The following is a 12,926-nucleotide window of genomic DNA, read 5'->3' on the forward strand; positions in this document are numbered from 1 at the left end:
GCCCCAGCCCCCCCAGCCGCCGCCGAACCCGAAGCTGAAGCCGCCGCCGAAGAAGCCGAAGAACGCCTGCGATTGGGCCGGTATGACCGACAGCAGGGCCGCGAGCACTGCCGATGCGAACACATGTGACCGTTTCATTGCGCACCTCCTCAGGGACCCAATGGCTATCCCACGGAAGCATGGGACCCGGATCCCTCGCCTTAAGTTTAGTCAATAAACAAATACTGATGAGGTGCGATAGTCGGTCGGGCGCGCATGGCGAACCCGAGGTCAACCGACCCACTCGTAGATCTCGACCGAGGCCGGATCGCAGCTGGTGCAGCCGCCGCCGCAGGGCGTGCTGGCGGGGAGCTTGCGCACCCTGCCCTTGCGCTCCAGGGTGCCAAGCATGCCGCGCAGCGCCTCTGGGTCCGCATCGAATCGGTTCGAGAGATCCTTCAGGGCGGCGCGTTCCCTGTCCCGCAGGTAGCGTGAAAGCTCGGAGATGATCATGGTGCCTGTCCTCTTGATGCCTGTTCTCAGGCCATATCCCTTGCCAGCGGTGCGATGCCGAGGTCGCGCCGGGACCACCAGCGCAGCCCGATCACCGTCGCGCCGAGCAGGGCCAGCATGCCCGCGATCCAGGCGCCGGAGGTGATGGGGTCGCGCGAGAAAATGGCGGCTTGATAGAAGACGGTTGCCGACAGATAGCCGAGCCCGGTGGTCCAGACGGCGGCGAAGAGGGTCCATCCGGCAGACGTCTCGCGGTAAATGGCGGCCATGGCGGCCACGCAGGGGGCATACATGAGGATGAACAGCAGATAGGCGAAGGCCCCTGCGGCACCGTCGAAGCGCGCGGCCATGGCGCCGAAGGTGTTGCTGTCCACGTCCTGGGACTCGGCTGCCGAGACGGGATCGCTGACGTTGCCGATGCCCAAGCCGAGCGGATCCGCCCAGCCGCTCAAGGCGTCCGCGAGATTGGCCGGGATGCTCGCGGCGGCCTCGCTCAGTCCCGCGGTCAGACTGTAGGCCGTCTCTGGCGTTTCAGCCGCGCCGCCCTGGTCCGCTGCCCCGAGCGCCGAATAGGTCGCATCCAGGGTCCCGACAACGGCCTCCTTCGCCAGGATGCCGGTGAAGATACCGACCGTTGCCGGCCAATTCTCCTCGTCCAGCCCCATGGGTCCGAAGGCGGGAGCGATGGTGCGCCCGATGGAGGCGAGCAGCGAGCGCTCGCTGTCCTCGTTGCCGAAGCTGCCGTCGGTCCCGGTGCTGTTCAGTACGTTGAGGACGAGCACCATGGGCACGATGACCCGCCCCGCCCGGACGACGAAGCCCTGGGTCCGATCCCAGGTGCGCAGCAGCACGCCTTTGACGGTCGGCAGATGATAGGGCGGCAGCTCCATGACGAAGGGCATCGACTGTCCTTCCAGCAGGGTCCGCTTGAGGATGAAGCCCGTGAGCATGGCGGCCGCGATGCCGATGAGATAGAGCGCGAAGACGATGTTCTGGCCGCCCACGGTGAAGAAGGCGGCGGCGAAGAGCGCGTAGACCGGCAAGCGCGCGCCGCAGGACATGAAGGGGGCCATGAGCACCGTGAGGATGCGGTCGCGTGGATTCTCCAGGGTGCGGGTCGCCATGATCGCCGGCACATTGCAGCCGAAGCCGACCAGCAAGGGCACGAAGGACTTGCCCGGCAACCCGACGGCGCGCATGAAGCGGTCCATCACGAAGGCGGCGCGCGCCATGTAGCCCGAATCCTCCAGCACCGACATGAAGAGGTAGAGAAAGGCGATGATGGGGATGAAGGTGGCGACCACCTGGATACCACCGCCGATGCCGTTCGCGAGGGTGACGATCAGCCACTCGGGCGTGCCAAGCGATGCCAGCAGCTCGGCCGTTCCGTCGACGAAGAGGGTTCCGGCGGCGATATCGAAGAAGTCGATGAAGGCCCCCCCGATGTTGATGGTGAACATGAACATCAGGTACATCACGAGCAGGAAGAGCGGGATGCCCAGCAGGCGATTGAGCATGACGCGGTCGAGCCGGTCGGACAGACTCCGCGAGACTTGGCCCGAGTGCGCGACGGCATGCTGCGTCACGCTGTGCGCGAAGCTGTAGCGGGCATCCGCGAAGAGGATGTCGGCGTCCTCGGCATCCTCACCCATAAGGCGGCGGATCTCGTCCGCGCCGATCCGGTCGCCGACCAGCTGCGTCGCCAAATCGTCCCCTTCGATGAGCCGTGCCGCGAGCCAGCGCGGCGGGTCGCCCTGGCGACGCGCGACATCAGCCACGGCAGGCTCCAAGGCTGCGATGACCGCTTCCAGCTTCGGACCGAACGGAATGTCGATCGGTTGGCTGTGCTCGCGCGCCCGGGCCTGCTCGGCCGCGTCGAGCAGGGTGCGCCGCAGCGCCTTGATGCCCTTGCCGTCGGCCGCGACGATGGGCACGACCGGACAGCCGAGTCGACTCGACAGCGCCTCGACGTCGAGCCGAAGACCGCGTTCCTCGGCGACATCCATCATGTTGACGGCGACGACCAAGGGCCGCCCCATCTCGATCAGCTGGGTCGTGAGGTAGAGGTTGCGCTCCAGACTGGACGCGTCGAGGATGTTGAGGATGAGATCGGCCTCGCGCGCGTGGACGAAGTCCCGCGCGATGCGCTCGTCCAGTGAGACCGAGGCGTCCGAGACATCCAGCGAATAGGTCCCGGGCAGATCGATGAGGGTGAAGTCCAGATCCGCGAAGCGATAGCGTCCGGTCTTGCGCTCCACGGTGACGCCGGGCCAATTGCCGACCCGCTGTCTGGACCCGGTCAGGGCATTGAAGAGGGTCGTCTTGCCGCAATTGGGATTGCCGACGACACCGATCGTATAGTGCTCGCCCATCAGCTCGCTCATCAGACTGCCTCCATGTGGATGACGGCGGCCTCGTCACGCCGCAGACTCACCGAGGTGCCCCGCACCCTCACCTCGATCGGATCGCCCATGGGCGCGACCCGTACCACTTCCAGCGCGACGCCCGGCGTGATGCCCATCGACAGGAGCTTGCGGCGGTAGGCTCCGCCACCACCCTCGAAGCCAGCGACCTGGCCGCTGTCGCCCGCCGCGCAGTCTTTCAGTGTCTTGCTCATTCTTTAGACCCCCGTCGCCTCAGACCCTGGTCACCAGGATCTTCATTGCCATTCCGCCGCCGAGCGCAATGCGCGTCTCGCCGCGCGCCACGATCAGGCCGCCGCCCTGCCGCTGGATCACGCGGACCTCGGCGCCCTGATTGAGTCCAAGCTCCGTCAGCCGCATCACCATGCCCTTGCCCCCGCGCAGGCCTTGGATGCGGACGCGCTCGCCTTCAGCGGCCATGGTGAGCGGAAAGGTCTTGGCGTCGGGCCGGTCGGCGGCGCCCGTAAACCCACCTTCGAGGAGTCCCTCCAGCGGGTTGCGCGCCTCTGTGGATGAAAAGGGATCAGTAGCCGCGAGCGAAAGGCATTGAGTCATGGCGAAGACATCCGAGAGTGGAAATGCTATTAAGAATGATTCTCAGAATATGTTTTCCAGGTTTCAAATGCAAACGTTTCTCATCCGCGCATTGCGCGCGAACGCGGCGGCCGCATCACGCACGGACGCTGCTCGGAGTCTCGGATCAGGTGTCGCGGTTGCGTCGCCAGGTGTTCGGTGCTGGTGAAGCCGCGGACCCGTTGGCGGGACAGTGGCCGACTGACAGCGGTCAGCGTAGCTCAGGGCAGTCGGTGAATCTCGGCGCCTTGGGCGTCGCTAGACCGAATTGCTCGTAGAGGCTCTGGGCATAGGCATCGGCGATGGCCTGGGTCACCTCGTCGATCTCCTGACTGGCGGCGATCCAGCGCTGGACGCCGACGATCTCGCGCAGTTGCTCGAGATTGAACCGCGAGAGGGTCACGCTGCCGGGGTGTCGGCGGTGGTCGTTGAGCGGCCTAGGCGAGAAGGCGATGGAGCCGCGCCGCAGCAGCTCGACATAGACCACCCAGTCGCCCGCGACCTTGTGGCTGCGAATGTGGTCGATGTGCGCCCGCAGCACCTCCAGGAGCGGCGCGCGCCTGAAGACGACGGCGCTGACGTTGGGGATGCTGTTCTTGACGGCCAGGACCTGGCGAATCTCCGTGTCGCCCGCGCATTGGTAGGGGCGCGTCCAGCGGCTTGGTGAGATGTCGGCGACATAGTCCAGATAGTGCCCGCAAAGCACCTCGCCCCCTGGGTCGATCTGACGCGACTGCGTGAAGCTCAGCACCACCTCGGGGTCGGCGAGGCCGCGCAGGGCCTCATCCAGAAACTCCGGGTCGGCCAGGTCGTCCGCCTCCGCGATCCAGACATACTCGCCTCGGGCGTGCTCGACGCCGGCGAGCCACTGCGCGAAGACCGAGCCGGAGTTCTCGCGATTGAGAACGACCTGTGCCTCGGGTGCCAGCCGCGGCAGCTCGGTCTCCAGCCACTCGCGGCTGCCGTCCGTCGAGCCGTCATCCAGAACGATCAATTCGTAGATGGGCAACCCCTGCTCCAGGACGCTGCGGATGCGCTCGGGCAGGTAACGGCGGTAGTTGAAGCTCGGGATGACCACGGAGACCCTGGGGAGCGGATGGCCCGTCTCCGCGAGCAGGTCGAAGAGGTAGCGTTGGAAGCCGAAATCGCGTGCCACCAGCTGGCGGCCTCGTTGTCCGGAGGCTTGGCGCGCGCTTTCGTCGGCGAGCAGCTGCGCGACCTTCGCCGCGAAGGCCGCCGTGTCCAGGGCCGGCACCAGGTGCAGGGCACCGCTGGGCGCCAGCTCACAGAACCCCCCGGCCCCCTCGAAGGCGACCACTGGAACCCCGACCGCCAGGGACTCAAGGACGACCGATGGAAAGGGATCCTCGCGCGAGGTCATGGCGTAGACGTCCGCGCCCGCATAGAAGGTGTCCGTGTCCGTGGTGTGGCCGGGGAAGACGAAGTGCTCGGAGACATGAGTGGCGGAGAGCACCTGATCGAGCTGCGCCTGCATCGCCGCATCGAGTTTGCCGACCCAGACGCAATAGGTTTCCGGGCGCTCCGCCACCAGCGCTCGCCCGATCTCGGCGAAGAGATCGACCCCCTTGCGATGGTCGCCATAGCCGACGGCGAGCACGACGCGCGCCCGCGGCGGCAGATTCAGCCGCTCGCGCAGTTGGATGCCGGCCGCCTCGGTTCCGAGCTGGGTGAAGAGCGCGTTCTCCTTGTAGAGGCCCTGCGGCCGAATCCGGCTCTGACCAGCGCTTAGGCTGGCAAATTGGGCGAAGCCGTCCTGAACGATCTGGGCCGGAAAGACCACCACATCGGCCATCTCAGCGACCGACCTGGCGTGTGGCTGGAGTGCGTGCCGGCGAATGAGGTCTGGAAGCTCATGCACCAGTGCGACCGTCCGGAAGCCGGCGGCGCGCAGGCTCGGCAGGAAGCGGCCGGATGCGGTCGAGTTGACCAAGGCGTCCTGAAGGCCCCGCTCGCGGAGCTTCTTGGCGAGCCGGCGTCCGGGTGCCCGGTCGGCCTCCTCGCTGTCGAGTCGGTGCACGTCTGCCACGGCGGCGTAGTCGGCCAGCAGGGGGCCAGGGCCAAGCACCACCATGGTGACCCTGTAGCCGAAGCGCTCGGTGAGGCGCTCGGCCATGCGCAGGGCGAGGTATTGGGCGCCGTGTGCGTGGGCATCATGCGCGACCAGCAGGATCTCGCGTCGCAGGTTGGCGCGCGCGCGCGTCAGGGCGTCCCGCGTGGCCTGCAGATAGGCGTAGCCGTGACGCGCGTCGGGTTCGAGATGGGCGCCCTCGGCCCATTCGTTCCAGGCGTTGATGAAGACCAAGCGCTCGGAGGGATCCTGAAAGCGCTCGCGGGTGTCCGCGATGGCGTTCTCCAGCCACTGCCGATAGCCCGCCGGGGTCGAGCCAAGAAAGACCGCCCCGCGCCCACGCCGGCGCGCCTCGTTGTCCCAGGATGGATTGACGCCCCTGAAGAGCGCGTAGTCGCAAGGCGCGTAGTGACGGCTGCGCTCGGGGTAGATGGTCCAGTCGTAGATGGTGCCCTCGAAGGCGGGCTCGCGTCCCTGGATCTCCCGGGTGATGTCGACCGGGTGACTGTTGTTCGGGGGAAACTCGACCGCCGCGTCGAATCCATAGTCCGCCGGCGGCTGGGATTCGAAGGACTGGGTGTAGGCAAGAAAGATCTCGCCGATCCCATGCGCCCGGCACCAGGCGCGCCAGCGCCCGGCGGTCTCGGCCGGATTGGGTAGCAGCGCCGGGCGGTAGACCATGAGCAGGGGGCGGTCGCCCACGCGGATGTATCTCGGATCGCGCAGGTACTTGGCGATGGCCTGGATGAAGTCGAGATCGTCCTCGGGCGAATGCCGCTGGGCCATGAGGATCTGGTCGTCGCGTCCGTCCCAGCGTCGGCTCCAGTTCTCGTTCGCCCAACAGAGGCAGAAGGGCAGCTCCAGGCGGCTCGCGAGATAGTCCTCCAGCGGTCGCTCCAGCAGGCGCTTGCCGGCGAACCAGTAATAGTAGAAGGCGAAGCCGCCCACCCCGTAGAGCCGTGCGAGTTCGACCTGGCGGGCCATGACCTCTGGGAGGCGCAGGTCATAGAAGCCCAGTTCGCCAGGGAGGTGAGGCTGATAGTGACCGGGGAACCGAGGTCGGCCACGCACGACATTGGTCCACTCGGTGAAACCGCGCCCCCACCAGGCATCGTTCTCCGGGATGGGATGGAACTGCGGCAGATAGAAGGCAATGAGCCTGACCGCGGCGGAGGCCGGCGGAGCGGCGTCGAGCAGCGGCACCCACTGGACGCTCTGATCCTCCAGCGCTCCACCCATGCCGCGCCACAGCTCGCCGCGCCGACGGGCCTGCTGGAAGGCCTTGAATCCGGGGTGCTTGCCGAAGAGGAATGGCAAGGTCCGAAAGAGGCGGCGCTGCAGACGCTGCCGGGCCGGAATGTCGAGGGGCAGGAGGCGCCACAGGGGACGAAATAGATCGAAAACCATGGTGTGATGTCTGTCCCTGCGCCGGCGTGGTCCCGCCCGGGCGCATCATGAGGGCAAGAGGCTCGGGGTGACGCGGGTGGGCGCGGTGAAGTGGGACGCCGGGCCCGATTCCCGGCGGAACGGCGTGGTATAGTAGCCCGATTCTCAAACATCGGGTTAACGGGGTCGTGCTGACCTCTCCCCCGGATAGCCTCCGCTGGCGTGATCACCTCCTCTTATCAATTCTTGGATTGGAATCTCCCTGATGTCCTCTGAGACCCAAGCCGGCGAATCGCCGCTCCTGAGTCAATTCAGGCATGGGCTGAACCCGGAGCAGATTCAGCGTGCCGTATCGGACATCGTCGCGGGCTGGGAGCGCCGCGAACTCTGGATGACCCTGGGCCTGCACGACGTGCGCCAGCGCTATCGGCGCTCCAAGCTCGGGCCATTCTGGATCACGATTTCCATGGCCGTCATGGTGCTCGCGCTTGGGCTGCTCTACGGTCAGATCTTCCGCCAAGACCTGCACGAGTATCTCCCCTTCCTGGCGGCGGGATTCGTCATCTGGGGGCTCGTCTCGAGCGTGGTCAACGAAGGTTGCCTGTCCTTCATCCGCTCGGACGGCATGATCCGCCAGCTCAATGCCCCGGTGTCCATCTATGCCTACAGGAATCTCTGGTCCAACCTGATCGCCTTCGCGCACAACATCTGGGTCTTCTTCGGCGTTGCGCTCTGGTATGGCGTGGATCTCAACTGGAATCTCCTCTGGCTTCCCGTGGCGCTCTTCGTGATCCTGCTCAATGGTCTCTGGATCTCGCTGCTCTTCGGGCTTCTGAGCGCGCGCTTCCGTGACGTGCCGCTGATCGTCGGCAGCATCGTGCAGGTGCTCTTCTTCATCACGCCGGTGATCTGGCGCCCGGAGATGCTGCCAGGTCGGGCGCTGCTGCTGGATCTCAATCCCTTCTATCACCTGGTGGAAATCATGCGCGCGCCCATGCTGGGGCAAGCGCCCGCGCTGGAGCACTGGCTCGCGGTGCTCTCCATTCTCCTGGTCGGCTGGGTCATTACCTTCTTCTTCTATTCGGCCTACCGGTGGCGTATCGCCTACTGGGTCTGAAGGACGCGACTGTGGCTTCGATTCAACTGGAAAAAGTATCCGTCTCCTTCCCGGTCTACAACGCCGCGACGCGCTCGATCAAAAACCGGATCATCCAGAGCGCAACCGGCGGTCAGATCCGCGCGGACGCGACCTCGCAGCGCATCTCCGTGGTGCAGGCGTTGCAGGACATCAATCTGTCCTTGGAGAACGGGGATCGGCTCGGCCTAGTGGGTCACAACGGGGCGGGCAAGACGACCCTGCTGCGGGTGCTCGGCGGTATCTACGAGCCGAACTCCGGGCGGGTGAGCGTCAGCGGACTGACGGTGCCCTTGTTCGATATCAGCCTGGGCATGGATCAGGAGAGCACGGGCTATGAGAACATCATCCTGCGTGGTCTCTTCCTCGGCCTGACGCGCCAGCAGATGGAAGCCAGGATGGAGGAGATCGCGGATTTCACGGAGTTGGGCGACTTCCTCGATCTACCGATCCGCACCTACTCTGCGGGCATGCAGATGCGGCTCGCGTTCGCGGTGTCGACCTCCGTGGTGCCAGACATCCTGCTGTTGGACGAAGGGATCGGGGCGGGTGACGCGGCCTTCCTGCAGAAGGCGCGCGAGCGTCTGGCGCGCTTCACGGAGAAGGTCTCCATCATCGTCCTCTCCTCCCACTCGGACGACCTGGTTCGCTCGATGTGCTCCAAGGCCATCCTCATGGAACATGGGCAGATCGTCTGCGCGGGTCCGACGGACGAGGTGCTCGAGCAGTATCAGGCTCGACGGGGTTTCTGAGGGCTGGCGACCGGCCGCATGCGGTTTCGCCTCAAGATGCGGCGCCGTCTTTACCCTGGGCGTCGACATCCTTGGGACCAGTCGTTTTCGGAGGGTGGACAAGCGCAGCGCAGTCCACCAACAACGGCGCGGGGGTCGGTGGACTTCGCTCTCGCTCGTCCACCCTACCGGTCCAGCTGATGACCAAGGCCGAGCTTCGTCACCAGGCTCGAATCGGGACGTAGAAGATGGGCCGTTCCTCAGCCCTTCGCTCCATCCAGCACAGGAGGGCCTGTGCCAGCAGGCAGGAGAAGGGGATCGCCAGCATGACGGCGACGATCCCAACCAGTCTGGCTGTTTCGTGGGTGTTCATCCTGCTGTTCATGCCACAACTCCCGGTTACTCCGCGAGTGACGCACATGAGGTCGGGCGTCGGCTACCGTGCGGCTCGGCCCGATCGATCGCCGCCCCTCGCGCGCGAGCGGCGTGAAGGCCGCTCAGAGACCGACCAGCTCCGCATGCACACCCTGCGCGCGTACGCCCTGCAGCAGCGCCTGGGTGTCGGTGACATCGGGTCGATACCCGACGATGGTGAGATGTGGGCGGTCATCGGGGTTGTGCACACTGACAACGCCCTCGACCCCGCGTAGAACCCCTTCGACGTCCGCACGCTGTTCAGGGGTCAGGGTTTCGTCGATATGGATCACGACATCAGCTAACGAGATATCCACGATTGATCTCCTGTCGTTCAATCAGCCAAGCGCTGTGGAAGCGGCGAAGACATGTGTCGGCACCTTCGGTGCCGAGGCTCCCATGGCGCGATCATCCTGGACTGGGAACAGTGCGTCTCATCGATTCGGCGCGTTCGAGTCGTCCTGAGTCCGCAGTCCTGCAACAAGTATAGTTCCGACATGCGGCACCGGACTGGACTGCGCGGATCAGCGCGCTCTCGTGGTCGAGCCGCGCTGATCCGCGCGCGCGTGATCCCGCGGGGCGTCAGCGGATCTCGAGCCTGCACGCGCTCAGGCGGTCTTGCGTGCCGCCGAGAAGAATAGCCAGCCACCGATGAGATAGCTGGAGACGACCAGGGCGACGCCCATGGTTTCCGGTAGCCAATGACCCGGTCCGAGCAGCAACACCAGGGTTCCGCTGACGATGACGGTCGCCCCGCCGAGCGCGCGAATGGCGTGGGTGTTGGAGAGCGGGTAGGCGTCTCGGGATGAGAGGCGTGCCGTCTGCATGGCCTCCTCGGTGCGCACGCGCCTGTCGTAGGCCATGAGCATCCGATAGGCGATGAGCGGCAGCTCGGGGGCCTGGTCGGCGACGGAGTAGATGTTGCGCTTGGTGCGGTCGTAGAGCCCCTTGAGGCCGACCTGGTCCTTCATCCAGCGCTCCATGTAGGGCTTGGCCGTGGTCCAGAGGTCCAGTTCGGGATAGAGCTGGCGCCCGAGGCCCTCGATGTTGAGCAGCGTCTTCTCCAGCAGGACGAGCTGCGGTTGGATCTCCATGTTGAAGCGCCGCGCGGTCTGGAAGAGCCGCACCAGGAAGTGGCCGAAGGAGATCTCGGCCAGCGGCTTCTCGAAGATGGGCTCGCTCACCGTGCGGATGGCGGACTCGAACTCGTCCACCCGCGTGCCGGGCGGGACCCAGCCGGACTCGACGTGCAGCTCGGCGACGCGGCGGTAATCGCGCTCGAAGAAGGCGAGCAGGTTTTCGGCCAGGTAGCGCTGGTCCTCGGTCGTGAGGGTGCCGACGATGCCGAAGTCGATCGAGATGTAGCGCCCGGAGGGTTCGACGAAGATGTTGCCCGGGTGCATGTCGGCGTGGAAGAAGTTGTCGCGGAAGACCTGGGTAAAGAAAATCTCCACGCCGCGCTCGCCGAGCTGCTTCATGCTGACGCCCTGGGCCTTGAGCTTGGTGACGTCGCTGACGGGCGTGCCGTAGATGCGCTCCATCACCATCACATTGGCGCGCGTCCAATCCCAGTAGATCTCCGGGATGTAGAGCATCTCGCTGTTGATCCAGTTGCGCCGGATCTGCGAGGCGTTGGCGGCCTCGCGCTGCAGATCGAGCTCATCGTAGATGGTCTTCTCGTACTCGCGCACCACCTCGACGGGGCGTAACCGCTTGCCGTCCTTCCAGTAACGCTCGGCGAGATGGGCGATGGTGTACATCAGCCCAAGGTCCTGGCGAATGGTGCGATCGATGCCGGGCCGCAGCACCTTGACGACGACCTCGGTGCCGTCCTTGAGCCGTCCGGTATGGACCTGGGCGATCGAGGCGGAGGCCAATGGCACCGGGTCGAAGTGGTCCAGCACGTCGTCCACCGAGCAGCCCCACGCCTTCTCGATCAGCACGCGGGCCTCGGCGCCGCCGAAGGGCGGCACCCGGTCCTGGAGCTTGGCGAGCTCGACCGCGAGGTCGTCTGGCAGGAGATCGCGGCGGGTCGAGAGGATCTGACCGAACTTGACGAAGATGGGACCCAGGTCTTCCAACGCCATGCGCACCCGCACCGGATAGGCCGGCAGGTCGCGCTTCACCCAGTGCCAGGGCAGCAGATACTTGACCCAGCGCAGCGGGCGCAGGAGATGCGTGGCGAGGACGACTTCGTCGAGACCGTTGCGGAGCAGGACCCAGTTGATGCGAAAGAGCCGTAACGCCTGGCGGGGACCGATCATTGCGGGATGCCGTGCTCCACGGCGCTCTTGGTCAGGCGCTCGACGCGCGCGGCGATTCGCTCGACGTCGTCGCGCAGGGTGTCGACCTGACCGAGGAAGGCCTCGACCTCGTAGCGTGTCGGCAGCAGGCGGCGCTCTTCCTGGAGGTACTCGCGGAGATTGGCGGTCATGGACGCCGAGGTCCGCTCACCCCAGCGCTCCGCCGAACGCACGCGGTTGCCGACCTGGTGGGCAAAGGGGTCGCCGATCACCCGCGCGAGCTGCTCCTCCCAATCCACGTCGAGTTTGGCGAGTGCGGCACTGAAGGCATGCGCGATGCTCGTGTCGCCCTCGATCTCGACTTCGCCGGAGATGAGCTGGGCCTCCTTGCGCTCGGCCATGCCCATGCGGGCGAGCCCCAGCGGTGTGCCGCGGATCAGGCAATCCGGCGCTGCGTCATAGTGGCCGAAAAGCTGCAGTCCGCGCTCGCCCGGGACGATGGTGATGCGCGTCCCGAACCCCTTGATCTCGATGCCGATGATGCGGCCCTCGAGTGCGTCCAGGCCGGCCGCGCCCTCGGGGTCGAGCGCGAGATAGCGGTTCAGCGCCTGCTCGACGACCGCCAGCAGCGCATCCGGGATCTGAATGCCTTCGCTCACAGTTTGTACCCTCGGTGGATGGCCACGACGCCGCCCGTGTGGTTGAAGTATTCGCACCGCTCGAAGCCGGCCGTCTCCATCATGGAGCGCAGCGTCTCCTGGTCCGGGTGCATGCGGATGGACTCCGCGAGATACCTGTAGCTGCTCGGATCGTTGACCACCAGGCGGCCGAGCGTCGGCAGCACCGAAAAGGAGTACAGGTCGTAGACGCGGCTGAGCGTCTTGCTGACTGGGTGGGAGAACTCCAGGATGAGTGCGCGGCCGCCCGGCTTGAGGACGCGAAACATCTCATCGATGGCCGCCTGCTTGTCGGTGACGTTGCGCAGCCCGAAGCCAATGGTGACGCAATCGAAGGTGTCGCCCTCGAAGGGGATCTTCTCGGCGTTGACCAGGGAGTAATGGACGTTGCCGACACGGCCGCGGTCGAGCATGCGCTCCCTGCCCTCGCCCAGCATGGCCGCGTTGATGTCCGTCATCACCACCACGCCGTCCGGTCCGACGATTCCGGAGAAGCGATAGGCCAGATCCCCGGTTCCAGAGGCCAGATCCAGCACCTTCTGTCCCCGCCGCACCCCGGCCAGCTCGATCGCATGCCGCTTCCAAAGCCGATGGATGCCCAGCGACATGAGGTCGTTCATCAGGTCGTAGCGCGTCGCCACCGAATCGAAGACCTCGCGCACGCGCTTGGCCTTCTCTTCGACTGGCACCTGCTGATACCCGAAATGGGTCGTTTTCTCGTCGGACATGCTGTGTCTCTGGGTCTTGAATTGGGCGGAAGGGC

The 12,926-nt window shown here is 65.7% G+C and carries 12 protein-coding genes; 2 read left to right on the forward strand and 10 right to left on the reverse strand.

Annotation, left to right across the window (positions count from 1 at the left end; all coding sequences use genetic code 11):
- Window positions 1-270: 270 nt before the first annotated feature.
- From CKO23_RS09930 to CKO23_RS09950, 5 genes are all read right to left on the reverse strand, one after another.
- Window positions 271-492, reverse strand: coding sequence for a FeoC-like transcriptional regulator (locus CKO23_RS09930; protein WP_200330570.1), 222 nt, complete (start codon window positions 490-492; stop codon window positions 271-273).
- A gap of 26 nt (window positions 493-518) precedes the next feature.
- On the reverse strand, window positions 519-2,864 hold the full coding sequence (gene feoB / locus CKO23_RS09935; protein ID WP_200330672.1) for a Fe(2+) transporter permease subunit FeoB: 2,346 nt from the start codon (window positions 2,862-2,864) through the stop codon (window positions 519-521).
- 11 nt (window positions 2,865-2,875) lie between these two features.
- Entirely contained in the window at window positions 2,876-3,109 is a 234-nt protein-coding gene (locus CKO23_RS09940; RefSeq protein WP_200330571.1) for a FeoA family protein, read from the reverse strand.
- Between the two features lie 19 nt (window positions 3,110-3,128).
- Window positions 3,129-3,470, reverse strand: a complete 342-nt coding sequence (locus tag CKO23_RS09945) for a FeoA family protein (RefSeq protein ID WP_200330572.1) — start codon at window positions 3,468-3,470, stop codon at window positions 3,129-3,131.
- 229 nt (window positions 3,471-3,699) lie between these two features.
- Window positions 3,700-6,984, reverse strand: coding sequence for a glycoside hydrolase family 99-like domain-containing protein (locus tag CKO23_RS09950; protein ID WP_200330573.1), 3,285 nt, complete (start codon window positions 6,982-6,984; stop codon window positions 3,700-3,702).
- Between the two features lie 244 nt (window positions 6,985-7,228).
- On the opposite strand from CKO23_RS09950, the gene CKO23_RS09955 reads away from it, so the two are divergent.
- Both CKO23_RS09955 and CKO23_RS09960 read left to right on the forward strand, forming a co-directional pair.
- A complete protein-coding gene (locus CKO23_RS09955; RefSeq protein ID WP_200330574.1) occupies window positions 7,229-8,080 on the forward strand; it encodes an ABC transporter permease in 852 nt (283 codons plus the stop codon).
- A gap of 11 nt (window positions 8,081-8,091) precedes the next feature.
- Window positions 8,092-8,850, forward strand: coding sequence for an ATP-binding cassette domain-containing protein (locus CKO23_RS09960; protein ID WP_200330575.1), 759 nt, complete (start codon window positions 8,092-8,094; stop codon window positions 8,848-8,850).
- A 199-nt stretch (window positions 8,851-9,049) separates the two neighbouring features.
- On the opposite strand, the gene CKO23_RS09965 is transcribed toward CKO23_RS09960, so the two are convergent.
- From CKO23_RS09965 to ubiE, 5 genes are all read right to left on the reverse strand, one after another.
- Window positions 9,050-9,202 carry a hypothetical protein gene (locus tag CKO23_RS09965; protein WP_200330576.1) on the reverse strand — a complete coding sequence of 51 codons (153 nt, stop codon included), beginning with the start codon at window positions 9,200-9,202 and terminating at the stop codon, window positions 9,050-9,052.
- Between the two features lie 124 nt (window positions 9,203-9,326).
- The gene (locus tag CKO23_RS09970; protein ID WP_200330578.1) at window positions 9,327-9,560 is read right to left on the reverse strand and encodes an ATP-binding protein; all 234 of its coding nucleotides are present in this window, start codon (window positions 9,558-9,560) and stop codon (window positions 9,327-9,329) included.
- Between the two features lie 291 nt (window positions 9,561-9,851).
- The gene (gene ubiB, locus CKO23_RS09975; RefSeq protein ID WP_200330580.1) at window positions 9,852-11,507 is read right to left on the reverse strand and encodes a ubiquinone biosynthesis regulatory protein kinase UbiB; all 1,656 of its coding nucleotides are present in this window, start codon (window positions 11,505-11,507) and stop codon (window positions 9,852-9,854) included.
- Entirely contained in the window at window positions 11,504-12,145 is a 642-nt protein-coding gene (locus CKO23_RS09980; RefSeq protein ID WP_200330582.1) for an SCP2 sterol-binding domain-containing protein, read from the reverse strand. The genes ubiB and CKO23_RS09980 overlap by 4 nt, the downstream gene beginning before the upstream one ends.
- On the reverse strand, window positions 12,142-12,891 hold the full coding sequence (gene ubiE, locus CKO23_RS09985) for a bifunctional demethylmenaquinone methyltransferase/2-methoxy-6-polyprenyl-1,4-benzoquinol methylase UbiE (RefSeq protein WP_200330584.1): 750 nt from the start codon (window positions 12,889-12,891) through the stop codon (window positions 12,142-12,144). The genes CKO23_RS09980 and ubiE overlap by 4 nt, the downstream gene beginning before the upstream one ends.
- Between the last annotated feature and the right edge of the window lie 35 nt (window positions 12,892-12,926).

It is taken from the genome of Thiocystis violacea (genome assembly GCF_016583565.1).
Classification (GTDB): domain Bacteria; phylum Pseudomonadota; class Gammaproteobacteria; order Chromatiales; family Chromatiaceae; genus Thiorhodococcus; species Thiorhodococcus violaceus_A.

Coding starts and splice junctions, on each gene's coding strand:
- feoB (WP_200330672.1), bottom strand. CDS start 2,864: ATGGGCGAGCACTATACGATCGGTGTCGTCGGCAATCCCAATTGCGGC.
- CKO23_RS09945 (WP_200330572.1), bottom strand. CDS start 3,470: ATGACTCAATGCCTTTCGCTCGCGGCTACTGATCCCTTTTCATCCACA.
- CKO23_RS09965 (WP_200330576.1), bottom strand. CDS start 9,202: ATGAACACCCACGAAACAGCCAGACTGGTTGGGATCGTCGCCGTCATG.
- CKO23_RS09950 (WP_200330573.1), bottom strand. CDS start 6,984: ATGGTTTTCGATCTATTTCGTCCCCTGTGGCGCCTCCTGCCCCTCGAC.
- CKO23_RS09940 (WP_200330571.1), bottom strand. CDS start 3,109: ATGAGCAAGACACTGAAAGACTGCGCGGCGGGCGACAGCGGCCAGGTC.
- ubiB (WP_200330580.1), bottom strand. CDS start 11,507: ATGATCGGTCCCCGCCAGGCGTTACGGCTCTTTCGCATCAACTGGGTC.
- CKO23_RS09930 (WP_200330570.1), bottom strand. CDS start 492: ATGATCATCTCCGAGCTTTCACGCTACCTGCGGGACAGGGAACGCGCC.
- CKO23_RS09955 (WP_200330574.1), top strand. CDS start 7,229: ATGTCCTCTGAGACCCAAGCCGGCGAATCGCCGCTCCTGAGTCAATTC.
- ubiE (WP_200330584.1), bottom strand. CDS start 12,891: ATGTCCGACGAGAAAACGACCCATTTCGGGTATCAGCAGGTGCCAGTC.